General features: G+C 73.3%; 20 protein-coding genes. 9 read left to right on the forward strand and 11 right to left on the reverse strand.

Annotation, left to right across the window (positions count from 1 at the left end; all coding sequences use genetic code 11):
* Nucleotides 1-263: 263 nt before the first annotated feature.
* Nucleotides 264-1301, reverse strand: coding sequence for a D-alanine--D-alanine ligase (locus tag WMF33_RS38920; RefSeq protein WP_437333348.1), 1038 nt, complete (start codon nt 1299-1301; stop codon nt 264-266).
* A gap of 903 nt (nt 1302-2204) precedes the next feature.
* Here WMF33_RS38920 and WMF33_RS38925 point away from each other — a divergent pair.
* Nucleotides 2205-3791 carry an ATP-dependent DNA ligase gene (locus WMF33_RS38925; RefSeq protein WP_437333349.1) on the forward strand — a complete coding sequence of 529 codons (1587 nt, stop codon included), beginning with the start codon at nt 2205-2207 and terminating at the stop codon, nt 3789-3791.
* Between the two features lie 15 nt (nt 3792-3806).
* Here WMF33_RS38925 and WMF33_RS38930 read toward each other — a convergent pair whose 3' ends face one another.
* The 4 genes from WMF33_RS38930 to WMF33_RS38945 all read right to left on the reverse strand — a co-directional run bounded on the left by WMF33_RS38930 (nt 3807) and on the right by WMF33_RS38945 (nt 9789).
* Nucleotides 3807-5042, reverse strand: coding sequence for a hypothetical protein (locus WMF33_RS38930; RefSeq protein ID WP_437333350.1), 1236 nt, complete (start codon nt 5040-5042; stop codon nt 3807-3809).
* Between the two features lie 524 nt (nt 5043-5566).
* Nucleotides 5567-8395, reverse strand: a complete 2829-nt coding sequence (locus tag WMF33_RS38935; RefSeq protein ID WP_437333351.1) for an ATP-binding protein — start codon at nt 8393-8395, stop codon at nt 5567-5569.
* Between the two features lie 84 nt (nt 8396-8479).
* The gene (locus WMF33_RS38940) at nt 8480-9079 is read right to left on the reverse strand and encodes a hypothetical protein (protein WP_437333352.1); all 600 of its coding nucleotides are present in this window, start codon (nt 9077-9079) and stop codon (nt 8480-8482) included.
* A 308-nt stretch (nt 9080-9387) separates the two neighbouring features.
* The gene (locus WMF33_RS38945) at nt 9388-9789 is read right to left on the reverse strand and encodes a response regulator (protein ID WP_437333353.1); all 402 of its coding nucleotides are present in this window, start codon (nt 9787-9789) and stop codon (nt 9388-9390) included.
* Nucleotides 9790-10350: 561 nt separating this feature from the next.
* Here WMF33_RS38945 and WMF33_RS38950 point away from each other — a divergent pair.
* Complete coding sequence (locus WMF33_RS38950; RefSeq protein WP_437333354.1) at nt 10351-11241, forward strand: MBL fold metallo-hydrolase; 891 nt, start codon at nt 10351-10353, stop codon at nt 11239-11241.
* A 27-nt stretch (nt 11242-11268) separates the two neighbouring features.
* Here the strand turns inward: WMF33_RS38950 and WMF33_RS38955 are convergent, their stop codons facing one another.
* The 4 genes from WMF33_RS38955 to WMF33_RS38970 form a co-directional block, all read right to left on the reverse strand.
* Nucleotides 11269-12171 carry a LysR family transcriptional regulator gene (locus WMF33_RS38955; protein WP_437333355.1) on the reverse strand — a complete coding sequence of 301 codons (903 nt, stop codon included), beginning with the start codon at nt 12169-12171 and terminating at the stop codon, nt 11269-11271.
* A 125-nt stretch (nt 12172-12296) separates the two neighbouring features.
* Nucleotides 12297-12695, reverse strand: a complete 399-nt coding sequence (locus tag WMF33_RS38960; RefSeq protein WP_020739951.1) for a RidA family protein — start codon at nt 12693-12695, stop codon at nt 12297-12299.
* Nucleotides 12696-12870: 175 nt separating this feature from the next.
* The gene (locus WMF33_RS38965; protein ID WP_437333356.1) at nt 12871-13323 is read right to left on the reverse strand and encodes an ArsI/CadI family heavy metal resistance metalloenzyme; all 453 of its coding nucleotides are present in this window, start codon (nt 13321-13323) and stop codon (nt 12871-12873) included.
* A 58-nt stretch (nt 13324-13381) separates the two neighbouring features.
* Nucleotides 13382-13687 carry an ArsR/SmtB family transcription factor gene (locus WMF33_RS38970; protein WP_020739955.1) on the reverse strand — a complete coding sequence of 102 codons (306 nt, stop codon included), beginning with the start codon at nt 13685-13687 and terminating at the stop codon, nt 13382-13384.
* Nucleotides 13688-13929: 242 nt separating this feature from the next.
* Here WMF33_RS38970 and WMF33_RS38975 point away from each other — a divergent pair, with 242 nt between their 5' ends.
* Nucleotides 13930-15636, forward strand: a complete 1707-nt coding sequence (locus WMF33_RS38975) for a CotH kinase family protein (RefSeq protein ID WP_437333357.1) — start codon at nt 13930-13932, stop codon at nt 15634-15636.
* Between the two features lie 40 nt (nt 15637-15676).
* On the opposite strand, the gene WMF33_RS38980 is transcribed toward WMF33_RS38975, so the two are convergent.
* Entirely contained in the window at nt 15677-15955 is a 279-nt protein-coding gene (locus tag WMF33_RS38980; protein ID WP_437333358.1) for a cupin domain-containing protein, read from the reverse strand.
* 67 nt (nt 15956-16022) lie between these two features.
* The gene (locus WMF33_RS38985) at nt 16023-16925 is read right to left on the reverse strand and encodes a nucleotidyltransferase domain-containing protein (protein WP_437333359.1); all 903 of its coding nucleotides are present in this window, start codon (nt 16923-16925) and stop codon (nt 16023-16025) included.
* Between the two features lie 158 nt (nt 16926-17083).
* Here WMF33_RS38985 and aroA point away from each other — a divergent pair, with 158 nt between their 5' ends.
* From aroA to WMF33_RS39015, 6 genes are all read left to right on the forward strand, one after another.
* Nucleotides 17084-18451 (forward strand): 3-phosphoshikimate 1-carboxyvinyltransferase, encoded by a 1368-nt coding sequence (aroA, locus tag WMF33_RS38990; RefSeq protein ID WP_437333360.1) that lies wholly within the window; start codon nt 17084-17086, stop codon nt 18449-18451.
* A 40-nt stretch (nt 18452-18491) separates the two neighbouring features.
* Nucleotides 18492-19328 carry a (d)CMP kinase gene (gene cmk / locus WMF33_RS38995; protein ID WP_437333361.1) on the forward strand — a complete coding sequence of 279 codons (837 nt, stop codon included), beginning with the start codon at nt 18492-18494 and terminating at the stop codon, nt 19326-19328.
* Complete coding sequence (locus tag WMF33_RS39000; protein WP_437333362.1) at nt 19312-20280, forward strand: hypothetical protein; 969 nt, start codon at nt 19312-19314, stop codon at nt 20278-20280. The genes cmk and WMF33_RS39000 overlap by 17 nt, the downstream gene beginning before the upstream one ends.
* A gap of 4 nt (nt 20281-20284) precedes the next feature.
* Complete coding sequence (locus tag WMF33_RS39005) at nt 20285-21403, forward strand: hypothetical protein (RefSeq protein ID WP_437333363.1); 1119 nt, start codon at nt 20285-20287, stop codon at nt 21401-21403.
* Nucleotides 21404-21572: 169 nt separating this feature from the next.
* The gene (locus WMF33_RS39010) at nt 21573-23378 is read left to right on the forward strand and encodes a 30S ribosomal protein S1 (RefSeq protein ID WP_437333364.1); all 1806 of its coding nucleotides are present in this window, start codon (nt 21573-21575) and stop codon (nt 23376-23378) included.
* Between the two features lie 194 nt (nt 23379-23572).
* Nucleotides 23573-24142 carry a hypothetical protein gene (locus WMF33_RS39015; RefSeq protein ID WP_437333365.1) on the forward strand — a complete coding sequence of 190 codons (570 nt, stop codon included), beginning with the start codon at nt 23573-23575 and terminating at the stop codon, nt 24140-24142.
* Nucleotides 24143-24315: the final 173 nt, after the last annotated feature.

Consider the following 24315-nt stretch of genomic DNA (forward strand, 5'->3'; position numbering starts at 1 on the left):
GTCGGTTACCTCCGCGGAGGCACCCACCAGCGCTATCGGGCGCTCGCGCGCGAACCGAGAGCGGCGAGCGCCACCCCCGTCGACAACAACGCTTCCGTGATCGGGAATCGACACATCACGCGCGATGCGGCCCCTGCGAACGGACCTGCGATTCAGAATTCGCGCTGATCTGCCCCTGAGGGCAATGGCATGAGGTCGGTGCCAGGCGCTGCCGGGCGCCCGTGCCGGACGCCCGCCTTCAGCCCCGTGCGGGGCACCCGCCCTCAGATCGCCGACTTCACGAGCCGCAGCCGCTTCTCGGCCTGTCCCCGCTCGCTCAACCGGAGCTCCGAGGCCGCGGGCGCGCGGCGCCGCACCGGCTGGTGCAGCCGCGCGCTCGCCAGGATCGCCTCGCACAGGTCGCCGAACTCGTAGCCTGCGGCCGCCGCGATCTTCGGCAGGAGGCTCGTCGTGGTCATGCCCGGCAGGGTGTTCACCTCGAGCACGTACTCGTTCTCTCCGCCGGTCACGAGCAGGTCCACGCGCACCGCGCCGGTGCACCCGAGCGCCTGCGCCGCCCGCTCCGCCAGGTTCAGGACCCCGCGGTACCGGGTCGGCGGGAGGCGCGCCGGCATGTGATACTCGGTCATCCCCGGCGTGTACTTGGCCTCGTAGTCGTAAAGTCCCTTCTTCGGCACGATCTCGATCGCGCCAAGGACCTTCCCGTCCAGGATCCCCACGTTGACCTCGGTCCCCGACACGAACCGCTCCACGATGGCGGCGTCGTCGAACTCGAACGCCAGGGCGAGCGCCGACCGGAGCTCCTCGAGCGACCCGGCCTTGGTCACCCCGAGGCTCGACCCCTCGCCGCGCGGCTTGACGATGACCGGGAACCCGAACGAGCCGTGGATCGCCTCGAGCTCGTCGAGCTCCTGGTGCGCACCCACAGTGTAGTAGGGAGGCGTCGGCACGTTGTGCAGCCGGAACATCTCCTTGGCCTTGAGCTTGTCCATCGCGAGGGCGCTCGCGAGCACGCTCGACCCGGTGTACGGGATCTGGGCGAGCTCCAGGACGCCTTGCACGCACCCGTCCTCACCGAGCCGCCCGTGCAGGGCCAGGAAGGCCGCGTCGAGCCGCGCGCGCTGCAGCGTGGCGCAGAGCTCCGTGCCGAACCGGTCCCCGAGCGTGATCCGGACGACATCGTACCCGCGCGCCTCGAGCGCCTCGGCGACGGCCGCGCCCGAGCGCAGGGACACCTCGCGCTCGCCCGACGAGCCGCCCATCACGACGCCGACCCGCCTCCGGACTTGCCGCTCCACCATCGAAGAACCTCCGTCACCTTGTCGTGAGGACACCAACGCCACGCCAGCGCCTCCCGTTCCAGTCAAACTGCCGGAGAGGTGCTGCGCAAAAACCAGGCCAGCTGCCTTCAAAGCCCCAGAAAATCGGCGGCCTTGCAGCGGAGGGCGGTATTCCTGAGCTGTGGTTGAGGAAAACTGCGCCCGCCCGCCGTGTTCACCTGCCCACGGCGCGCTGACGCCCAACCCGGTATCAAGGCCGGCGGCGGAGGTCAACTAAACGGAGCGATCTCGCCGTCGGAGGGCGGACGCGGCCGGGCCCTCTCGCGGGGCCCTCGCGCGGCGTGCTCGGGAGTCGCGGGGCGGCTCCGCGCGGCCCTCCACGCCGGGGCGGCGCGGGCGCGTCGCGCGCTTCGCGCCCGGCGACTCGCCACGAGCGGCACACCGGATCTTGGTAAGGTGGGCAGCACCTTCGCCGGCTCACGGTGCGGGCACCGGAGCGACGGAGACACTCCCCTCCCCCGCTTACGTGTCTGCGTGCTGAATCGTTGGCGCGGCCGCGCCGTCGGCTCGGGCGCGCGGCGGCGCCGGCGCCGCCGTCAGCTCGGGTGTCTTTCGTCGTTCGCGCCACCCAAGATAGCCTGATAATTCGTCACCATTCTCCGTAAGTGGCCGCAAAGGAGAACGGCCGCGAATCCGGCACGCAAGAGCGCTTTTCTGCCCCGCGGCCTTACACCGTTTGGTAGGCTCCCTCTCAGCCCATGCGGAGAGCTCTTGGCGCCCGTGGGTCAGGTCTGATCCTGCGGAGTTCCTCGGCTCGGTTCCTCAGCTCGGTTTCTCGGTTCCGTAGCAAGGGACACACCGCGGCGGCCTCATCATAGGACCCCTCGAGCGTGCGCCCTCGAGATGCCAGGGTAGGATACCTGCGTGCTCGTTTCCGATCTCGTCGCCACTTCCGATCGTGTCGCCACCACCTCCAGCCGTCTCGAAAAGATCGGTGCGCTCGCCGATCTCTTGCGCCGCCTCTCGCCCGAGGAGGTGCGGATCGGCGTCGACTGGCTGGCCGGGCGGCTGCGTCAGGGCCGGATCGGGCTCGGGCCCGCGATGGTCACCGACGCCCGCCGCGCCGGTCCGTCCGCCGTCGAGCCCGCGCTCACCCTGGGGGAGGCCGACGCGGTGTTCACGGAGATCGCGCGCACCTCGGGCTCGGGGTCGGCGGCGCAGCGCCGCGCGGCGCTCGGCGGGCTCTTCGCGCGCGCCACCGAGCTCGAGCGCGACTTCTTCGCGCGGCTGCTCGTCGGCGAGCTCCGCCAGGGCGCGCTCGAGGCGGTCATGATCGAGGCGGTGGCGCGCGCCGCGGGGTTGCCGCCGGCCTCGCTGCGGCGCGCGGTGATGCTGGCCGGCGACGCGGCCGAGGTCGCCAAGGCCGCGCTGCTCGAGGGGGCGCCCGGCCTCCAGCGCTTCTCGCTGCAGCTGCTCCGCCCGGTGCAGCCGATGCTGGCGCAGGCGGCCGACGACGTCGCCTCGGCGCTCGGCGAGCTCCGCGCGGCGGCGCTGGAGTGGAAGCTCGACGGCGCGCGCGTGCAGGTGCACAAGGCCGGCGACGAGGTGCGCGTCTTCAGCCGCAGCCTGAACTCCGTCACCAAGGCGGTCCCGGAGGTCGTCGAGGCGGTGCGGGCGCTCCCGGTCCGCTCGATCGTGCTCGACGGCGAGGCGATCGCCTTCCGCGCGGACGGGGCGCCCCACCCGTTCCAGGTCACGATGCGCCGCTTCGGCCGCACGCTCGACGTGGCCGCGCTGCGCGCCGAGCTGCCGCTCCGCGCCCTGTTCTTCGACGTGCTGCACCTCGACGGCGAGGACCTGCTCGATCGGTCCGGCAGCGAGCGGGCCGCCGCGCTCCGGCAGGCGCTCGACCGGTCGCTGCGCGTCCCGCGCATCGAGCTGCCGACGGAGGCCGAGGCCGAGGTGTTCTTCGCCGACGCGCTCGCCCGCGGCCACGAGGGGGTGATGGCGAAGTCGCTCGCCGCGCCCTACGAGGCCGGCCGGCGCGGCAGCTCGTGGCTCAAGGTGAAGCGGGCGCACACCCTCGACCTCGTCGTGCTCGCGGTCGAGTGGGGCAGCGGCAGGCGCCGGGGGCTGCTCAGCAACCTGCACCTCGGCGCGCGCGATCCCGGCGCCGGCGGGTTCGTGATGCTCGGCAAGACGTTCAAGGGCATGACCGACGAGATGCTCGCGTGGCAGACGCAGCGGCTGCTCGAGCTCGAGATCACGCGCGACGCGTACACGGTGTATGTGCGGCCGGAGCTCGTCGTCGAGATTGCGTTCGACGGGGTGCAGGCGAGCCCGCAGTACCCGGGGGGGGTCGCGCTGCGGTTCGCGCGGGTGAAGCGGTACCGGCCTGACAAGGCGGCGGGGGAGGCCAGCACGATCGACGAGGTGAGGGCCATCCATGCGGGGGCGCTGGCGCATGAGGCGGCGGAGAGGAGGGAGGCGGGAGGAGGAGAGGAAGCTTGATGACCGCACTCCGCCTCAGAGCGGAAGGTGCGCGAGGAGGATGTCGCCCCAGCCTTCGCTCTTCAGGGCGCCGAAGCCGGTCTGCGCTTCTTCGTAGAAGCTCGTCACGATCGCTAGGTTCCCTTTCGCGTCGATCGCGGAGGCGCCCATACCGAAGAACCCGTTTTGCGTGTCGCTGATCATCGTGCCGATCTCGACGATCCGCCGCTGCGCGACGAACGCGCCAGTGCTTGGCTCGTAGGTGGCAATGTAGCTTCCCCGCTCGTCCACCCTGCCGCCGCCGAGGTCGAAGGGCGCCCTGAGCGAGGCGATGAGCGCGACCCGGCCGTCGGGGGTGAACGAGAGGCTGGTCGAGACGACGCCGGCGGCCGGGAGCGGCTTCGTCCATCGGACGGCGCCGTCCTCGCCGGCGAGCTTCGCGAGGAACGCGCCGCCCGTGTCGCCGATCGGCCCCTCCCCGAGATCGGCGCCCACCGCGAACTGGCCGGCGATCAGCACGTCGCCGCGCTCGTCCAGGAGCAGGGTCTGCGCCTTATCGCCGAGGCCCATGCCGTGATCCTCGGGCGCGCCGAAGTGCCTCGACCAGAGGTGGGCGCCGTCCTCGCCCGAGTACTTCGCCACCCAGGCTTGATCGCCCCTCAGCCCGGCGATGGCGCCCCCGCCAAGGTCGGCGCCGCCGGAGAAGTTCCCGGTGACGACGATATCGCCGTGCAGGTCCACGGCCACCCCGCCGATCGGAGCGAACGACGAGGCGTATCCGGACAGATGTCCCACGTCCGTCGCAAAGCGGACAGCCCCGTCGGCGGCGAACCTCGCGAGGGTGAGGCTGCTCCCGGACTGGGCGGCGACGATGACGTCATCGCCGGGACCGACGGCCACACGGCCTCCGAAATCGAAGCCGGCGCCGCCCAGGCGGTGCATCCAGCGCGGGGCGCCGCCCCGGTCGAGCGCGAGGACGAAGATGTCGTCTCGCTCCGGCTCATCCAGCGCGAGGTCGCCGGCCTCGAGCGGTCCGCCCGAGGCGTGGCCGACGACGGCGATGCCGTCGTTTGCGTCGACCGCGATCCCGGTGGCCGTCACCAGGCTGCCGCCGAAGCGGTGTGCCCAGCGCAGGGCGCCGTCGTCCGCGTACTTGGCGATGAAGAGGTCCTCGAAGCCGGCGAGCGGCGTGGCGCCCGCGCCGAAGTCGGCCGCTCCGCGCGAGCTCCCGGCCAGGATGATGTTTGCGCCGCCGTCGATCGCGAGGGACATCGCATCTTCCATATCCGGTCCGGAGATCTGCCGGTGCCATGCCCCCTCGGCCGGAAGCGCGCCGCCGGCCCCCGCCCCCCCGCTCCCCACGGCGTCGCCGCCCGCGCTCCCGCCGGATCCCACCGATCCCGCACCCGGCGCGCCGCTCGACGCGACGGCGGCTTCGGTCTCACGGCTCGGGCTGCAGCCCGCGAGCAGCATGGCAGGGGCAACGACAATCAGGGCAGAAGGGATGATGCGCATGGCGTGACCTCCGCTCAATAGACTACGTTCGGAGCGCAGGCGCGCCCCTTAATCCTCTCTTAAAGCGATTCGCGCGCTCCCCCCTCCCGGCCATTGCCCATGGAGATCCGCAGGCCCCCGGAGAGGGTGATCGTGGGGCGGGGCGGGGTGGGGGATGGGCCGATGTTTGAGGCAGGGACATGGCGCCTCCGGCGCCATGTCCCTGCCGAGTTCGGCGGGGCCCCCACCCCGCCCCGCCCCACGATCACCCTCTCCGGGGGCCGTCCAGCCGGCAACTGCCCCTACCGCCGCTTCCCCCCGCCCCTGCCCTCGCCCTCGCCCGTCCCCCCGCGCGAATCGCCCCCGACCCTCGCGCCCGGCTCCACCGCGACGTAGTGGACGGGCAGCGCCGGATCCAGCGAGTACCCCTCCGCGTCTCGCCGGAGCCACGGCTTCATCCCGAGCTTCCGCAGCTGGTTCATCGCCACGTAGATCCGGTTCGCCGCTGCCTCCGGCAAGATCCGCTCGCCGGGCCACCCCGCCTCCTTCAGCGCCGCGAGCGAGAGCCCCCGACCCGGCGCACACCGCTGCTGCTCGGCCAGCGCGAGGAGCAGGCGCCGCGCCGCGTGGCGCTCGCGCAGATCGTGCCAGCCGCTGCCCGGCGGGCGGACGAAGCGCGCCCCCTCGGTCAGGAGGAGCTCGCGCTCGGCCCCCGCCCGCGCCTCGGCCACGTCGCCCAGCGCGGCCAGGCTGCGCTCCAGGATCCGGAGCAGCAGCCGCACGTCGTCCGAGCGGCTCGCGCTCGACGGCGATCCCTCGCGCGCGCGCGCGATCCTGCGCCGCGCCGCGCCCACGTGCGCCGCGGCCTCGTCCCCCTGCCCCGCACGGCGCGCCGCCTGGGCGCGCGCGAGGTCGACGAAGCCCGACGCCACCCGCGCGAGCTCCACGTCGGGCTCGTCGCCGAGCTGCGCGAGCAGCCGCTCGGCCGGATCGAGCGCGCGCCGCGCCTCGTCCACCTCGCCCACCGACGCGAGCGCCGCCCCGAGGCGGCAGAGCGCGATCGCCTCGGAGCGGCGATCCCCCACCTCGCGGAGCAGCGCCACGGCGCGGCCGTGGCAGGCGCGCGCGTCGGCGAGGCGGCCCTCCTCGTGGTGGAGCGCGCCGAGGTTGCCGAGCGTGATCGCGAGCAGCCGCAGATCGCCCACCTCCCCGAGGATCGCGGCCGCGCGCTCGTAGCGCCGCCGCGCCAGCGCGGGCGCGCCGCGCTCCTGCTCGAGCAGGCCGGCGTTCGTCGAGAAGATCCCCTCCTGCCGGCCGTCGCCGATCTCCGCCGCGATCGCGATCGCCCGCTCGTAGTAGGCGGCCGCCTCGGCCTCGCGGCGCTCGTCGTGGTGGAGCGCGCCGAGGTTGCCGAGCGCGCGCCCCTCGGCGCGGCGGTCGCCGAGGGCGCGGTGGAGCGCGAGCGCCTGCTCGTAGTGGTCTCGCGCCCGCTCCATGTCGCGCCGGCCGTGGTGGAGCACGCCGAGGTCCGCGAGGATCCCGGAGAGGAGCGTCGCTTCGCCGAGCGCCGCCGCCTGCGCGCGGGCGCGCTCGAGGTCCTCGAGCGCCGCCTCCGCCTGCCCCCGCAGCCGCCGCGCGCGCCCCCGCGCCGCGAGCGCGCGGGCCACGACGCGCAGATCGGCCGCGAGCGCCTCGGCCGCGGCGAGCGCGCGGTCGAGCAGCTCGATCTGCGCGCCGAACGGGCCGCGGGTGCTGAGCACCGGCTCGATGGCGGAGAGCGCCCGCAGCGCGCGCTCGGCCGCGGCGCGGGGCGCTGCTGTGGCGACCGCTCCCTCGGCCGCGGCGCTGGACCCGGCGCGCGGCGCCCCCGCCGCGGCGACCGCGCCCGCGGCGACGGCGCCGGCGCGCGGCGTCGCCGCCGCGGCGAGCGCGCCCTCGGCGACGGCGAGCAGCTCCTCCAGGTCGCCGGCGATGCGGTTGAGCGCGTCGAGCGCCCCGCGCCGCTCGAAATCCGCGGCGGCGGCCTCGCCGGCGGCCAGGTAGAAGGCCGCGTGCCGCTCGGCCGCGGCCTCGCGCTCGTCGCGCTCGGCGAGCTTCTCGGCGGCGAGCTCCCGCACCCCCTCGTAGAGCGCGAAGCGCGTCGCCCCGTCGCTCCCCGGGGGCGCCGCGCGGAGCAGCGACTTGTCGCGCAGCGCCTCGATCCGGTCGATCGCGGCGGCGTCCGGCTCCGCGAGGACGGCCGCGGCCGCCGCGAGCGAGAACGGCCCGCGGAACACCGAGCAGCAGGCGAGCGCCCGTCGCTCGCGGTCGTCGAGGAGGTCCCACGACCACTCGATCGCGCTGCGCATCGTCGCCTGCCGCGCCTCCCTGCCGCGCGCCGCGCCCGCGAGCAGGTCGAGCCGGCTCCCGAGGCGCGCGAGCAGGCCGCGCACGCCGAGCACGCCCTCGCGCGCCGCCGCGAGCTCGATCGCGAGCGGGATGCCCTCGAGCCGCCGCACCAGGGCGGCGACGTCGGCGAGCCGCTCGTCGCCGGCCGGCGCGCCGCCGCGGTGGGCCGCGGCGCGGTCGAGGAAGAGGGCCACGGCGGCGCTGCGCTCGGCCGAGCCCTCGGCGGGGAGCTCGAGCGGGCCGAGCTCGCAGCCGATCTCCCCGGGCAAGCGGGTGCGCTCGCGCGACGTCGCGAGGAAGCGGACCTCCGGCGCCGCGCGCACCCACGCGTCGAGGGCGGGCGCTGCCTGCTCGAGCACGTGCTCCAGGTTGTCGAGCACGACGAGCGCCGGCCCCACCGTCGCGAGGGCGCGGCCGATCCGCTCGACGAGCGTCGCTTCCCGGCGCCCTGCGGCGACCTGCGCGCCGATCGCGCGCGCGACCGCGCCGCAGACGGCGCGCAGGTCGCGGCAGGCGGTGAGCTCGCAGAGCCACACGGCCTCGGCCGGCCGCGCCTCGTCCCAGCGGCTGGCGAGCTCCAGGGCGAGCCGCGTCTTGCCCATGCCGGCCGGCCCCCAGACGGTCACGAGCCGCTCGCCGCGGCGGAAGAGCTCGGCGATCGCGGCGAGCTCGCGGTCGCGGCCGAGGAAGCGCGACGCGGGCACGGCGAGGTGCCGTCTGCGCGGCCGGGCTGCGTCCGCCATACGCGGACTGTCGATCAGGCGGGAGCGGAACTCAACGCCGGAGCGGGAGGGCGGCGGGGGCGCGGCGGGGCGCGCGGAGGAGGCTCAGGGTCGCCCGAGCGGCGTCACCAGCAGGTTCTTCCGTGCGCCGTCGAGCTCGACCTGCACCTGGATCCCGCGCCGATCGAGCGCGGAGAGCGGGCGGAGCGGCGTCACCTGGGCGAAGCGGTCGCCGACGGCGCACCAGGTGCCCTGGAGCGCGGGCGACTCGGCGCCTTCCGGGGTGAAGACGACGGCGCCGGTGCGGCAGCCGCCGTCGTCTGCCGCATAGAGGCCCTCGATGCTGCCCCGCGCCGCGGGGCGCGCGCGGAAGGCGAGCTCCGCGCCGTCGGGCGCGCGCAGCCGGCCGGACTCGCCGCCGGGATCGGCGGTCGCCGTCCAGCCGGCGCTCTCGATCGAGAACGTGCCGCTCGGGTCCTCGGGTCCCTCGAACCAGCGGGTCATGGTCGCGTAGGTGCTCGCGCCGCCGCAGACGTAGAGCGTGACCGCGCCCTCGCCGCGCACGACGGCGATCACGGCGTCGGTGCCGTCGACCGCGCCGACCGAGATCTCGGGCGGCGCGGCCTCGGGGTCGGCCGCGCACGCGGCGCAGAGCAGGGCGCCGAGCATCCCTGTTGCCAGCGCCAGCGCGCGGGCGGTCTTCATGCAGAGACGGATCCTCCCAGAGCGATGAACAGAACCCATGAGATCCGATGTTAATCGAAACCGGGGGCGGCGGGCGCGGGGCTCCGGGGGCGGACACCGCCGGTTCCGTGCGCTCGAAGCCGAGGCGGAGCGGCGGGAGCGTTTGCGCCGTGGCCCTTCGGTCATTGACGCGGAAAGTCTGCGCACGTCTCCGCCGGCGCAGCCGCAACCGTCGAGGGCGCGCGTCGTCCAGCGCAGCGCCGCCGTCGGCCACCTGGCCGAGCTCGCCAGCACGACCGTGCTGGCGGACCGTGCTGGCGGCATGCTCTTCATGCGCCCGCTCGGCCGAGCGCTGCCTGCACCAGGAGCAGCAACGCGTCGAGCTGCACCGGCTTGCTGACGATCCGGAAGGCTCCCGCCTTCGAGCAGCGCACGACGGACTCATCGGATGCATAGCCCGTGACCACGATGATCGGCAGGTACGGGTTGAGGCGCTTCAAGGCGGCCACCGTCTCGTCTCCCCCCATCCCCGGCATCCGCAGATCGGTGATCGCGAGGTCGAAGGGCTCCCGCTGCGCCTTCTGAACCGCTGCTTCGCCGCTCTCCGCGGTAGCGACCTCGTACCCCTCCGAGGAGAGGAAGACATCCAGCGTGTCTCGAATGTCTTCCTCATCATCGATCACCAGGACCCGATGGCCGCTGCCCTGGAGCTCGCTAAGGTCGGCGTTCACGTCTCCTCCTCGCTTTGGTCTGTCGCCCGGCAGCCGGGCAGCCCCATGAGGGCTGTGGCCTCCTCGCCGGGCCCCCTGGACCGGAAGCCTATCGCAACTCTGCAAGTCAGCGACGGGCCTGAACGCGTCGGCGTGCGCCTCGATGCCACGTCCGCGTTCCGTTGCGAGCGGCCAGCCGGGTCGGGCGCCCGGGTACGCGGCGCCGGCGGGCTCGGGGCAGCCGTGCGGGCCGAGACCCCCTCCGGTCACGGAGCACGACCGTGACGCCCGCCCAGGTCGCGCCGAGGCGCCGCCCGGCGCGGCCTGCCGCGCCCCCGCGGGGAGGCGGCCGCGCCCTGATTGTTCGTGCGGGCTACACGGTCAGTGCGCAACGCGCCGCCTAATCAGCCTGTCCTCGGCGGGCTATTCATCACGTGTCGAACGACGGAGCGCGCGATCGGCCCCCCGGCAGAGCCCGCGGGAATGGTGGTCGAGCGCTCCCATCACCTCGTGCCTCGGCCGACGCCATGCCGGTCCGCGGCGCCCTCTCGCTACCTGGAGACGATCCGCATGAACACGCTCATGAAATCCTTGATGAGTGCCGCGCTCCTGACGGCGCAGGCGATGTCTGTGTCCGCGTGCAGCAGCGACGACGCGAGCGACGGCGACGGCAAGGGCCCCCTCTCCTTGCAGGTCTTCACGGCCGACGAGCCCGGCTTCAACGTCAACTCCACCCTGATCTCGGGCGAGCGCGACGCCATCCTCGTGGACGCGCAGTTCACCCGCAGCCAGGCGCGGCTCCTCTGCGACGCCATCGAGGAGACCGGCAAGCGGCTCACCACCGTGTACATCACCCACGGGCATCCGGATCATCACTTCGGGCTCGAGATCGTCCGCCAGCGGTTCCCCGACGCGAAGATCCTCGCCAGACCGGCCGTGGCCGAGGAGATGAAGACCGAGGGACCCGAGGATCTCGCGCAGTGGAAGCCGGTGTACCAGGACGACCTCACCGACACGGTGGTCGACGCCGAGCCCACCACGCAACCTTCCCTCGACCTGGAGGGCCACGAGATCCGCATCCTCGGTCCGATGCAGGGCGACATCGAGCATAGCTTCCCCGTCCACGTGCCGGAGCTGAACGCCCTGATCGCCGGGGACACCGTGTACAGCGGCGTCCATACCTGGCTCGTGGACTCCGGCCGAGAGCAGCGCGACGCGTGGCTCGCCACCCTGGAGGAGCTCTCGGCGCTCCCCCTCGAGACCGTGATCGCCGGACACAAGGATCCGGCGCGCGACGACAGCCCGGCGGCCATCGCCGAGACGGGCGAATACATCGAGGAGTTCAGCCGCGCCGTCGTCGCGAGCACGAGCGCCGAGGAGGTCGAGCAAAAGATGCTGGAGAGGTACGGTGACCTCGACCTCCCGATCATCCTGCAGCTGAGCGCCCAGGCGGCGTTCAGCGAGGCGCCGTGACCGGCGCTAGAGGCTGCGCGGAGGCGCTCACCGCCTCGCCCGGTCGCCCAGCTCGGCCTTGAGGAAGCGGAGGAACTCGCTGACCTTGGCGGGCGCGTCGCGCCGCGAGGGCACCACGGCGAAGATGCCGCCCTGCGGGAGCGTATGGCTCGGCAGGACGCGCACGAGCCGCCCCGCCTGCAGGTCCTCCCGCGCCTGGTAGTCGGGGAGCGAGCCGATCCCGGCCCCGGCGAGCACGAACGCACGCACGGCCACCCCGTGGTTCGCCACGACGCGGCGGCGCATCGACACGGTCTGCTCGTTCCCCTGCGCGTCGCGGAAGGTGCAGCGGTTCGGGCTCGGCAACGCCGCGTGGGCGACCCAGTCGAGGTTCGCCAGGTCGGCCGGCACCACGGGCGCGGGCGCCCGCGCGAGGTACGCCGGCGAGCCGCACAGGAGCTGCGCGAAGCCGCCCAGCGGGACGGCGTGGCGGCTCGAGTCGGCGAGCCAGCCGACGCGGATCGCCATGTCGAGGCGCTGCTCGACCATGTCGAGGATCTCGTCGCTCGTCACCAGATCGATCTGGACGCGCGGGTAGCGCCGCATGAACTCGGTCGCCGCCGGGACGAGCGTCGTCACCGCGAGGTCGAGCGGCGCGGTGACGCGCAGGACGCCGGACGGAGCGCGCTTGAAGCTCTGGAGCTGGGCGTGCACCTGCTCCGCGTCCCGCAGGACCCGGGAGGCGGTCGCGTGGTAGATCTCGCCGGCCTCGGTCAGCGACATGGAGCGCGTCGTGCGCTGCAACAGGGTGACACCGAGGCTCGTCTCCAGCTGGCGGACGTGCTGGCTGACCATCGATTTGGTCATCCCGAGCGCCTGCGCCGCCGCCGTGAACGAGCGATGCTCGACCACGGCCACGAACACCGCCATGCGGTTCAGATCAACGCCCATGTTCCCGGTAAGGGCGGCACGGAGGGGGCTCCTCGCGACGCGTCCCGCCGCGAGGAGCCATGAGAGCGCCAGCCGCGCGGGGCGCTCGGCCCCGAATCCCGAGGCTGGTTTGGTGATGCCATCGATCAGGTGGACTGAGGAATGCGCGCGATGACCTTGATCTCGAAATCGAAGCCCGCCAGCCAGTTCACGCCCACCGCGGTCCAGTTCGGGTAGGGCGGCTCCCCGATCGCCTTCAGTCGAACCGCGTTGACCGCCTCCCACTGCTTGGCCGGGTCGGTGTGGAACGACGTCACGTCGACGACGTCGTCGAACGTGCAGCCGGCGGCCTTCAGCACCGCCGCGAGGTTGTCGAAGGCGAGCTGGACCTGCTTTTCGAAGACCGGCTCGGGCGACCCGTCCTCGCGGCTGCCGACTTGGCCCGAGACGAACAGAAGGTCGCCCGAGCGGATCGCCGCCGAATAGCGGTTGATCTCGTAGAGCGCCTGCCGACCGGCAGGGAAGATCGCATCGCGTTTGGCCATCATTTGCTCCTCTTCAAGCGACGCAGGCCCGACCTCCCGACGCGGCGTCGTCCCGCCGACAAAGGCGGGAGACGTTCGCGCCGCTTCAGGGTTTCAGGTCCTCCGCGCCTCATTGTGCGGGACGGTCGATGATATAAGCCCCGCGCGCCGGTATATAACCCATACGCACCGCATGTCAATTGGACGGGACGCAGCACGACGGCGCGCAGCACGCGGCCTCGCTCTTCGCGGGAATCGCGGGCTGGCTCCCCATCACGGCCGCTTCGCCCTTCACCACGAACACCTCCCAGGAGTTGCCGTCGGGGTCCTCGATCCAGACCTTGTCCTGCACCGCATAGCAACAGGCCGTGTCCTCCTCCGTGAACGTCCTGAGCTCCGCGGCCTCGAAGCGCCGCTTGGCCTCGAGCACGTCCGCCGTGCTCGCCACCTGGACGCCGAAGTGGCTCGCGTTGACGCCGGTGCGCGGCGCCTCCTGCATGGTGAGGTTCAACGAAGGCTCCTCGAGGTCGAACTTCGCATACCCGGGGCGGCGCTTGGTGGCGCGCACGCCAAAGGCCTTTTCGTAGAACGCGACCGACGCGTCGATGTTGGAGACGTTGAGCGAGAGATGAGGCTTGAGGACATTCATCGCACACCTTCCTTCCACTTGCTTCCAAAAATTTCGAAATAGACGGGCAAAAAAAAATTCAGCAGCACGACTTGCCGCGCTTGCAGCAGTCCTCCCACAGGTACTCCGTCAGCGCGCGGAGCGCCTCGTAGTCGGCGCTGTAGTAGTGAAACGTCCCTTCACCGCGCGTCCGCAGGACGCCGGCGTCGACGAGCCGCTTGAGGTGGTGGCTCAGCGTCGAGGCCGCCAGCCCGACGTGCGCCTGGATGTCGCCGGCGGGGGCGCCCTCCATCCCGGCCTGCACCACGAAGCGCAGCACCGCGAGCCGCACCGGGTGACCGAGCGCGGCGAGCTGTTCGACGTGACGGTCGAGCTTCGACGGCACGCACTACTTCTAACATTATCGAAGTACGGCGCAAGCCCCTCGTCGAAGAAATCCGAGCCGGTGCCGCGTCCCCCGGGGGTCGTCCCTGCTCTCCGGAGAGAGGAAGGAACCACCGAGGCACAGAGGAACACGAAAAGCAGAGAGGAACCGAGAGGCCAAGAGCGCCGCTCGAGAAATGGGTGGCGCGGCGGCCCCGTGTGTCCGTACAATGACGATTTCTTGAAATGTCAATGAGGCTGGCAGTGGAAAATAGCGCCATTGTTCGACGGGCACGCTTCGCCGGGCTCCACCGTTCCCTCTCGCTCGCCCTCGTCACGCTGAGCGTCGCCTGCGGCCAGGCGCCGGCCGAACCCGGCGACGGCCCCCCGCAGACGATCCCGTCCCTGACGGGGGATGTCACGTTCTCCACGCCGAGCCAGACGTTCAGGGATCAGATCCAGGTGGAGATGTCCACCTCGGTCGCAGGGGCCGAGATCCGCTACACGCTCGACGGGCAGCTGCCGACCTCGGCGTCCACGCTGTACACGGGCGAGCCCGTGACCCTCACCGCCACGACGCAGGTCCGCGCGCAGGCGTTCGTGGGGGGCGACGCGCGCGGCGCGGTGAGCACGGGCATCTACATCGCGCGCACCATCGACGCGACCTCCGACCTCCCCATCATGATCATCGACGGCTACGGCCAGGGCAAGCCGACCGACAAGGAGGTCTACTTCGACGCGGCGGTGATGATCTGGGAGCCGGTCAACGGCGTCGCCTCGATCGCCTCGCTGCCCACGATGGCGATGCGCGGGGGCTATCACGTGCGCGGCCAGTCCTCGATGAACTTCCCCCAGACACCCTACAAGCTCGAGCTGTGGGGCAACGACGACAAGGACCTCGACTACCCGATGCTCGGCATGCCCGCCGATTCGGACTGGGCGCTGATCCCCCCGTACTACGACCGCACGCTGATCCGCAATCCGTTCACCTACACCCTCGGCCGCGACATGGGCCTGGAGGCGCCGCGCAACGAGTTCGCCGAGGTCTACCTGAACTACGACGCGCGCGTCATCGGCGAAGCGGATTACCAGGGCATCTACTGGATCTCGGAGACCATCAAGAACAACGAGGCCCGCACCGATCTCAAGCAGCTCGAGGAGGAGGACCTCGACGCGCCCAAGATCAGCGGCGGCTACATCTTCAAGTTCGATCAGGCGGCCGCCGAGGAGCCGAAGCTCACCTGCACCGGCTCGGATCCGCTCCCGTCGTTCGGAGGCTTCGGCGGCGGCGGGCCGCGCCCCGGCCAGGGCGGCACGTGCTGGATCGATCTCGAGGTCGTGGATCCCGATCCCCTGAACGACGCCCAGAAGACCTGGTTGACACAATATATCCAGGAGTTCCACGACAGCCTCCATCAGACGCCGATCGGCGATTACGCGGCGTACATCGACGTGCCGTCGTTCATCGATTACCTGATCATCAGCGAGCTGACGCTCAACGTGGACGCTTACGTGCGGAGCGCCTTCTACCACAAGGATCGCGATCAGAAGATCAAGGCCGGCCCGCTCTGGGACTACAACTTCGCGCTCGGCGGCGTGGGCGCCCAGAGCGCGGCGCCGGAGTCGAACAACGACACAGGCTTTCGCTTCAGCGGCGCGAGGAACGTCAACAACTGGTATCAGAAGCTCACCGCGGATCCGGCCTTCATGGCGCAGGTGCGGGCGCGCTACACGGCGCTGCGCCAGACGCTCCTGTCGGAGGCCGCGCTCGAGCAGCGCATGGACGAGCTGAGCGCTCCGCTCGCGCAGGCCGCGGCCCGCGACCTCGCCAAGTGGCCGGTGTCGGACATCATCGAGTCGAGCGAGGGCTTCCTCGGCGGCCCCACCGCGCCGACGTGGGAGGGGCAGCTGCAGGTCATGCGCGACTTCCTGAGGGCCCGGCTCGCCTGGCTCGACGCCAACTTGCCGTGACGCGGCGCGAGCCGCCGCCGGCCGCCCGCCGCGGCCCGGGTCAGCCGAAGCGGTAGTGCTTCCGCACCGGGGAGCGGACCTCCCACGTGCAGCTCAGGCCGGCGGGGAACGTCACCAGATCCCCCGCCTGGATCCGCACCGGCGCGCCCCCGCCCACCGGCGTCACGATCACGTCGCCCTCGAGCAGGTAGCAGGTCTCCGGCTCGTCGTAGTGCCAGGGGAAGGTCGACACCTCCTTCGTCCAGATGGGCCAGCCGCGCGCCCCGAGCTTCGCCAGCTGCTCCTCCGACGGACCGTGCTCCAGCGTGATCGACTCCATGGCTCCTCGTCCTCGCTCGATGTGTCCCCGGGCCCCGCTCCCGCGGCGCCCTCCGTCGCGGGCGATGCTAGCAGCCCGGCGCGTTCCGCCGGCACAGGTCGCGCGCCTCGCGCGCAATCGCCTCCATGCGCCCGAGGCTCCCGAGCAGCGCCTCCGCGCCCTGGCCGGGCGCGGAGAGCAGCGCCTCCACCCGGTCGGCGAAGCCCTCGGGACACCGCGGGAGCGCCCGCGTCCGCTGCAGCGCGCCCTTCTCGTTCGAGACGTAGCGCTCGTTCAGCGCGAACAGCGCCTGCACGAGGCAGGCGGCGGCGCGGAACAGGCAGCCGCTCACGTACACCACGTCGCCGCGCCCCGCGGCCTTCTTCGCGGTGTCGATCGCGAAGCCGGCCTCCCACAGGAACCGATCGAGGAGCGCCCGCCGCAGGGCCGGCGGATACGGCGTCACGAGCGCCTTGAGCGGGGCGAGCACGCCCGCCGGATCGAAGAGCGGCCGGCAGTCGTGGATGTCGGCCAGGTAGTTGGAGCTGAAAAAGCCGTGCGGGTGCCCGGGCTGGTAGTCGCACGTCACCTGCCCCGCGCGGCATTCCTCGACCACGCGCCGCACGCGGGCGAGATCGCGGTAGAGCCAGTCGACGCGGTGCCCCTCGATCTCGAGCCACGCGCCCCCGTTGATCCACGGTCCCCACGCGCCGGGCGGCGTCACCACGTCCCCGGGGTCCGCCGCGAGGAGCTCCCGCGCGAGCGGCGCCACGGCGCCCTCGGCGCCGCCCGCGCAGAGCTCCCGCGCGAGCGCGCGCAGCGCCGGGAGATCGGGCGGGCGCTCCGGCTCGTAGTAGATGCCGAGATCGAGATCCGAGTCCGGGTGGCCGGCGCCGCGGGCGCGCGAGCCGCCCAGCACGACCGCCGTAACGCCCGGGATCGCGCCGAGCCGCGCCGCAACGCGCGCCGCCACGTCCAGTGCCTCGCTCACGTCCACACCGCCTCCTGCCGCTCCCCGCGGCGCGCCGAGCGTACCATCAGGATGCGCCCGGGCGCCCGGACACCGGACGGGCGCCGCCGCGCCGCGCCCCCGCCGCCCCCCGCCCCGCCCGCTGTGCCTGCGCCCGCCGTTCTGCTAAACGGCATCGCGTGCCCGACCTGATCGTCCACCCGGCGGAGCGGCCGCTCATCGGGAGCGTGCCGGTCCCCGCGGACAAGAGCATCGCCCACAGGGCGCTCCTGCTGGCGGGGCTCGCCACCGGGCAGAGCCGCGTCCGCTGCGGGGCGCTCGGCGGCGACGTCCGCTCGACCGTCGACGCGCTGCGCGCCCTGGGCGTCCGCGTCGAGGAGCCGTCGCCCGGCGACCTCGTCGTCCACGGCGCCGGGCTCTCCGGCCTCCGCGCCCCCGACGGGCCCATCGACTGCGGCAACTCCGGGACGACCATGCGGCTCCTCTCGGGCATCCTCGTCGCCCAGCGCTTCGCCGCGCGCCTCGTCGGCGACGCGTCGCTCTCGCGCCGCCCCATGGAGCGCGTCGCGAAGCCGCTCCGCCTCCGCGGCGGGCGCATCGAGGGGCAGCTCGACCCGCGCACGATCGGCGAGATCACCGCGCCGCTCGACGTCGGGCCGCTCCCCGAGCCGCACGTGCTCTCGTCCATCGAATACGACCTCCCCGTCCCGTGCGACCAGGTGAAGAGCGCCCTGCTCTTCTCCGGCCTCTTCGCCGACGGCCCCACCTTCGTGCGCGAGCCGATCGTCTCGCGCGATCACACCGAGCGCATGCTCACCGCGCTCGGCGTCCCGGTCGACTCGGTCGGCGCGATGGTCTGCCTCGACGCGGCCCGCTTCTCCGGCGACCTCCCGGCGTTCGACCTCGACGTGCCCGGCGACCTCTCCGCCGCCGCGTTCCTCCTCGCCGCCGCGGAGCTCGTGCCAGAGAGCCGCGTCACCGCGCGACGCGTCGGCCTCAACCCGACGCGCACCGGCCTGCTCGAGGTGCTGCGCGACATGGACAGCAGCGTCGCCGTCGAGATCAAGGGGGAGGCCCTCGGCGAGCCGACCGGCGATCTCCACATCGCGTCCGGCGCCGGCCTGCGCGGCGGGCGCGCGGGCGGCGAGCTCGCGGCGCGCGCCCTCGACGAGCTGCCCATCCTGCTCGGCCTCGCCGCGCGGGCGCGCGGCGTCACCGAGGTGTTCGACGCGCGGGAGCTGCGCGTGCAGGAGACCGACCGGATCGCGGCGATGGCGGCCGTGCTCGGCGCCTTCGGCCTGCGCTGCGAGGAGCGCACCGACGGGCTCCTCGTCGAGGGCAGGCCCGACCGGCCGCTCGAGGCGGCCGACGTCGACAGCCGCGGCGACCACCGCATCGCGATGACGGCCGCCGTGCTCGGGCTCGCCGCGCGCGGGCCCACGCGCGTGCGCGACGCGGGCTGCATCGCGACGAGCTTCCCCCTCTTCGTCGGGACGCTCCGCGCCCTGGGCGCGCGCATCGAGGTCGAGGGCGCCCGCGGCTCGTGAGCGGGCGAGCGGGCGAGCGAGCGAACGAGGAGGAGCGCAGGTGACCGAACGGCAGAGACAGGACGACGCACGCCACCTCCCGGGCCAGGGCGAGCTCCGGCGGCTGCGCGTCGCCATCGACGGGCCGGCCGGCGCCGGCAAGGGCACGGTCGCGCGGGGGCTCGCCGAGCGGCTCGGCTACCTCCTCGTCGACACCGGCGCGATCTACCGCGCCGTCGCGCTCGCGGTCCACCGCGTGGGCCTCGCGTGGGACGAGACCGGCGCGATCGGCGCCCTCGCCGAGGATCTCGCGAGCGGCGGGCGCATCACGCTGGAGCGCGGCGCGGCGCCCGACTCCACGGACGCCGGCGCCGCGTACGCCTCCGCCGCCGCGCGCGCCGCCCCGGAGGGCGGGCCGCCGCACTCGAGCGTGGGCGGCAGCGGCATGCGGGTGCTGCTCGACGGCGAGGACGTCTCCAGCGCGATCCGCGCCCCCGAGATCAGCCTCGGCGCGAGCCGGGTCTCGGCCATCCCCGCGGTGCGCAAGGCGCTGCTCGCGATGCAGCGGCAGGCCGGCGCGGGCGGCGGGGTCGTGCTCGAGGGGCGCGACATCGGCACCGTGGTGTTCCCCGACGCCGAGGTGAAGTTCTTCCTCACGGCGCCCGCCGAGATCCGCGCGAAGCGGCGGTACGACGAGCTCGTCGCGCGCGGCATGTCCGTCAGCTTCGAGGCGACGCTCGCCGACGTGCTCCGCCGCGACAAGGCCGACAGCGAGCGCGCCGTCGCGCCGCTCCGCAAGGCCGACGACGCGATCCTCGTCGACTCCGGGCACCGGAGCCCGCAGGAGATCATCGACGAGATGGCGTCCCTCGTGGAGATCCGTGCGCGCGGCGCGTGACGCCCGCGCCGCCGCCGCCGCCGCTACCCTGATCGCGCTCGCGCTCCCGGCCTGCGGGGGCGAGGCGCCGCGGCCCGAGGCGCAGCGCGCGAGGATCCCGGACGGCCCGCGGATCGTCCGGCGCATCGAGCCGGCCGATCTCCTCCCGGCCGATCTCGATCTCGTGGTGCGCGTCGACGTCGCCCGCATGCGCGCCGGCCTCGGCCAGGCGGCCGCGGACGAGCTCGCGCGGCGCGCGCTCGACGAGGCGCCCGACGAGGCGCTCGAGAGCGCCCTCCGGCGCGCCGACGTCGTCTGGCTCGGCCTGCGGCTCGCCGATCTCGAGGCGGGCGACCGCGTCGTCGTCCTGGAGGGCCGGATGGCCGGGCTCGCGCCCGATCCCGACCGCTGGGCGCCGTCGCCGGTCGCGCGGGACGTGCGCGGCGTGCAGGGCGGCGTCGCCGTCTTCGATCGCCGCGGCGACGGCGTCGCCGCGCGCGCCGACACGGCGCGGATCGTCGCGCTCGGCGATCGCGCCGTCGCGCTCGTGTCCGCGGCCGAGGTGAGCAGCGTCGCGCGCGTCCTCCGCGACGGCCCGGACGAGCGCCGCGGCGACCCGGCCGCCGAGGGGCTCGTGAGCCTCGACCTGCGCGCGCGCCGGCTCCCCGCGTCGCTCGCGCGCCGCTTCCCGTCGGCCTCCGCGCTCGTCGCCGGCGTCGAGCGCGTCCGCGCCGTGGCGTCCCTCGCCGACGAGGGGGTGCGCCTCGACGCGGAGATCGTCGGCGTCGACCCGGCCGGCGCCGGGCGCGCCCGGCGGTTCCTCGAGGTGCTGCGCGACAACGTCGAGGATGTGCGTTACGCAGAGCTGATGAAGGCGCTCTCGATCGAGCAGGTGGAGCGCACCGTGCGGCTCCGCTGGCTCTTCCCGGCGCCCCTCGTGCTCGCCCTGCTGTCCCGGGGCTCCCCCGGCTGAACCGATGCCCGACACCCTGATCGAAGAGCCGATCCGACCGACCGTGATCGACGAGGCCGCGGCGCCCGCGCCGGCCCCGGAGGCCGACCCCGCCGAGGCGCCCCCCGCGAAGCCCGACGGCGGCGCCGCCCCGCCGCGCCCCGGCCGGCCGCGGGGGGCCGCGTGCCTCGCCGCGGCGCTCGCCGGCGTCGCGCTGCTCGCCGGCGTCGCGCTCGGCGTCTACTTCCTCTTCTTTCGCTACGAGCCGACGGCCCGGCGCCACATCCCGGGCGACGCGAACATCGTCGTCCGCCTCGAGGCCGCGGAGCTCGCGCTCTTCGGGCCCGTGCGCCAGCACTTCCTGCCGCTGGTCGAGGAGGCGCCCGCGGGCGCGTCGCGGCGGGCGCGCGTCGAGGCGGCCACCGGCGTCGACGTCCTCTCGGACGTGCGCGAGATCGTGATCGCCTCGACCGACGCCGCGAGCTGGGTCGCGCTCGCGGGCGGGCGCATCCCGAAGGGCCGGTTCGTCGCCGGCATGGAGAAGGTCGCCCGCGAGGAGGGCTGGTCCGATGTCCGCCGCGAGGGCGAGCTCCTGCTCGTCGGCGGCCCGCGCCCGCGCGCCGTGATCGGCCAGGCCGACGACGGCACGCTCGTCCTCGGCACGGACGTCGAGATCGTGAGCGCCGCGCTGCCCGCGTCGGACGAGTGGCAGCGCCTCGATCTGCCCGAGCAGGGCGCCGTCGCCTTCGCGCTCACGGGCGCCGCGTGGTCCGGCGCCGCCGGCGTGGCCTCGCCGCTGCTCCCGCGCGCCGGCGCGCTGTTCCGGCGCATCGCTCACGCCTCGGGCACGCTCACGCTCGGCGCGGAGCCCGCGCTCGCGATGCGCCTCGCGCCCGTCTCGGGCGACACGGCCGCGGCGCTCGCCGCGGACGCCCAGGCGTTCCTCGGCAGCCTCAAGCTCGCGCTCGCGCTGCTCCCCGACGTCGCCGGCGTCGGGACCGCGATCGACGGCGCCCAGGCCGAAGCGCAGGGCGATCGCGTCGAGATCCGGACGAAATGGCCCGTCGAGGGCCTCGATCGCGCCTGCGCCGCGATCGCACAGCGGGCGCGCGAGGCCGCCGGCGCCCCGCGCGCGGCGCCCTGACGATGCGCCGCTTTGAGCCGGCGGGCTCGTCGTTTCTCAGGGAAACGACAAAAACCCACCGTGGCTCGGTCGTTGCATTGACAGAGGCCCCTCCTCAGACTACAGGCTCGCCTCTCCCGAGGGGCCGGGTGCATCGGTACGCGTGTGCCTGCCCCTCCGCCGCTCGTGCGTGGCACCAAGGGTCCATGCCTACGCCCGCGCGGCGAATCCCAGGGAAGGAAAGGAAACAAGAACGAACAACATGACTAGTAACATCCATATGGAGGCAGGCTCGTCCGGGGCGAGCATGGAGAGCTTTGCCGCGCTCTTCGAACAGAGCGTGGAAGGGGGCGATTTCGCGCGTGAAGGAGAGATCATCTCCGGCACCGTGGTCGCAGTGAACCGCGACTCCGTCGTGGTCGACATCGGCGGCAAGAGCGAGGGCGTCATCGCGCTGCGCGAGTTCGCGGACGCCGCGGGCCAGGCCGCCGTCAAGGCGGGCGACAAGGTCGACGTCTACATCGAGAGCCGCGAGAACGACGACGGCCTCGTCACCTTGTCGAAGGAGAAGGCCGACAAGATGAAGGTCTGGGATGAGATCTCGAACGCCTGCGAGGCGGACGAGCTCATCGAGGGCACGATCAGCCAGCGCGTGAAGGGCGGCCTCTCGGTCACCATCCGCGGCGGCGTGAAGGCCTTCCTCCCGGGCTCGCAGGTCGACCTCCGCCCGATCCGCAACTTGGACAAGCTGATCGGCCAGACCTACAAGTTCAAGGTCATCAAGTTCAACAAGAAGCGCGGCAACATCGTGCTCTCGCGGCGCGTGCTCCTCGAGCGCGAGCGCGACGAGATGAAGGCCAAGACGCTCGAGACGTTGACGGAAGGGATGACCGTCAAGGGGACCATCAAGAACATCACCGAGTACGGCGCGTTCGTCGACCTCGGCGGCATCGATGGCCTCCTGCACATCACGGACATGTCGTGGGGCCGCGTGAACCACCCGAGCGAGGTGTTCCAGGTCGGCGACGAGGTCCTCGTGAAGGTCCTCAAGTACAACGCCGACACCGAGCGCGTCTCCCTGGGCCTCAAGCAGACCCAGGAGGACCCCTGGAACCACGCCGAGGAGGCCTACCCCGCGGGCAAGAAGGTCCGCGGCAAGGTCATGTCGATCACCGACTACGGCGCGTTCGTCGAGCTGGAGCCGGGCGTCGAGGGCCTCATCCACGTGAGCGAGATGAGCTGGACCAAGAAGGTCAAGCACCCGTCGAAGCTGCTCGAGGTGGGCCAGGAGCTCGAGTGCCAGGTGCTCGAGGTGGACGCGCGCGCGAAGCGCATCAGCCTCGGCCTCAAGCAGCTGGAGCCGGATCCGTGGATGCTCTTCACGGACAAGTACCACCCCGGCGACAAGATCGCGGGCAAGGTCCGGTCGCTCACCGACTACGGCGTCTTCGTCGGGATCGAGGAGGGCGTCGACGGCATGGTCCACAAGAGCGACCTCTCGTGGTCGGTGCGCGTCAACAACCCGAGCGACCTGTACCACAAGGGCGACGACGTCGAGGCGATCATCCTCTCGATCAACCACGACGAGAAGAAGGTCTCCCTCGGCATCAAGCAGCTCTGGGACGATCCGTGGCCGACCATGCTGCAGGAGTACCCGCCCGGCCGCGTCATCGAGGACGCGCAGGTGGTGAGCATCGTCGACTACGGCGTGTTCGTGCGGCTGCGCGAGGGCGTCGAGGGCCTCATCTCGCAGAGCGACGTGCAGGAGCCCGAGGACGGCAAGCTCAAGGTCGGCGACAAGGTCAAGGCCGAGATCTCCTCGCTCGACACGGTCGACCGCCGGCTCTTCCTGACGATGAAGAACATCGGCATGGAGCGCCCCGCGCCGGTCCGGCAGCAGCAGCAGAAGCGCAAGGACGACGACGACAAGCCGGTGGCCGGGACGATCGGCGATCTCATCAAGGAGAAGTTCGGCGGCAAGCTCGACCTGAAGTGACGCTGCCCGGCGCGCGGCCCGCCTGAACCGGCCGCGCGCCAGGCGCGCACTCCGCCGCACCGAAGGTACGGCGGGCTGCGGGCGCCCCGGTGCCGCTCGGCTCGCCGTGTGGACCCGATGTCGACGAGAGGCGAGGCCCTCCCCAGGGCCTCGCCTCTTGCTTTTTGCGGGGCGCCGCGGACGATCCCGCCGCGATGAGAGGCCCCCTCGCGCGCTCCGCCCTCGCCGCGCCGGTCCTTGCCGCCCTGGCGCTCGGCGCGCCCCCCGCCCGCGCCGACGGCCCGCTCGCCGCAGGCCCCGCGGCCCCCTTTGCCGGCCCGCGCCCCTTGGCTGGCCCCGCGGGCCCCCTCGCCGGCCCCGCAGGCGGCATCTTTGCCGGCCCCGCGGCCGGCGACCCCCTCGCCCACCTCCCGGGCGGCCTGCCCCGGGTGACGTTCCCGGAGCGGCCGCTCGCGCGCGCCTACGCGCCGCTGCGCGACCCCGACCCGTGGTTCAGCGATGACAAGGCGCGCCATTTCTGTGCGTCCATCGCCCTCGCCAGCGGCGGGTACGCGCTCGGCGCGCTCGCGACCGACGACCTCCACGGACGGATCGCGGTGGGGGCCGCGGTCGCGCTCGGCGCCGGCCTGGCGAAGGAGGCGTTCGACGCCGCCGGGTACGGCACCCCCTCGCTCCGCGATCTCGTCTGGGACGCGCTCGGCACGTCCGCCGGGCTAGCCCTCTCGGTCTGGTTCGATCTCGCCGCCACGCCGATCGCCTTCTGAGATCCGCGCCGCGGCCCGCGGCCGAGCGCGGGCGTCCCCGGGCGGGCGATCCCCGTGGGAGCCGCGCGAGCACGACGCGAGGCGCGGGCGGCGGTGGTGACGACGGGGCGACGCGGCGGGCGCGAAGCACGGGCGGTGGTCCCGCGCGCGTGGCCGCCGTGCTAGCGTCTCCG

The organism is Sorangium sp. So ce394 (assembly GCF_051474665.1).
Taxonomy (GTDB): Bacteria; Myxococcota_A; Polyangia; order Polyangiales; family Polyangiaceae; genus Sorangium; species Sorangium cellulosum_D.

What these genes read in the sequence shown, in the direction of transcription:
- WMF33_RS38950 (WP_437333354.1), top strand. Translation starts at nt 10,351, where the DNA reads ATGAAATCCTTGATGAGTGCCGCGCTCCTGACGGCGCAGGCGATGTCT.
- WMF33_RS38940 (WP_437333352.1), bottom strand. Translation starts at nt 9,079, where the DNA reads ATGAAGACCGCCCGCGCGCTGGCGCTGGCAACAGGGATGCTCGGCGCC.
- WMF33_RS38965 (WP_437333356.1), bottom strand. Translation starts at nt 13,323, where the DNA reads ATGAATGTCCTCAAGCCTCATCTCTCGCTCAACGTCTCCAACATCGAC.
- WMF33_RS38935 (WP_437333351.1), bottom strand. Translation starts at nt 8,395, where the DNA reads ATGGCGGACGCAGCCCGGCCGCGCAGACGGCACCTCGCCGTGCCCGCG.
- WMF33_RS39015 (WP_437333365.1), top strand. Translation starts at nt 23,573, where the DNA reads ATGAGAGGCCCCCTCGCGCGCTCCGCCCTCGCCGCGCCGGTCCTTGCC.
- WMF33_RS38920 (WP_437333348.1), bottom strand. Translation starts at nt 1,301, where the DNA reads ATGGTGGAGCGGCAAGTCCGGAGGCGGGTCGGCGTCGTGATGGGCGGC.
- WMF33_RS38960 (WP_020739951.1), bottom strand. Translation starts at nt 12,695, where the DNA reads ATGGCCAAACGCGATGCGATCTTCCCTGCCGGTCGGCAGGCGCTCTAC.
- WMF33_RS38980 (WP_437333358.1), bottom strand. Translation starts at nt 15,955, where the DNA reads ATGGAGTCGATCACGCTGGAGCACGGTCCGTCGGAGGAGCAGCTGGCG.
- WMF33_RS38955 (WP_437333355.1), bottom strand. Translation starts at nt 12,171, where the DNA reads ATGGGCGTTGATCTGAACCGCATGGCGGTGTTCGTGGCCGTGGTCGAG.
- WMF33_RS38930 (WP_437333350.1), bottom strand. Translation starts at nt 5,042, where the DNA reads ATGTCCCTCGCGATCGACGGCGGCGCAAACATCATCCTGGCCGGGAGC.
- WMF33_RS39005 (WP_437333363.1), top strand. Translation starts at nt 20,285, where the DNA reads ATGCCCGACACCCTGATCGAAGAGCCGATCCGACCGACCGTGATCGAC.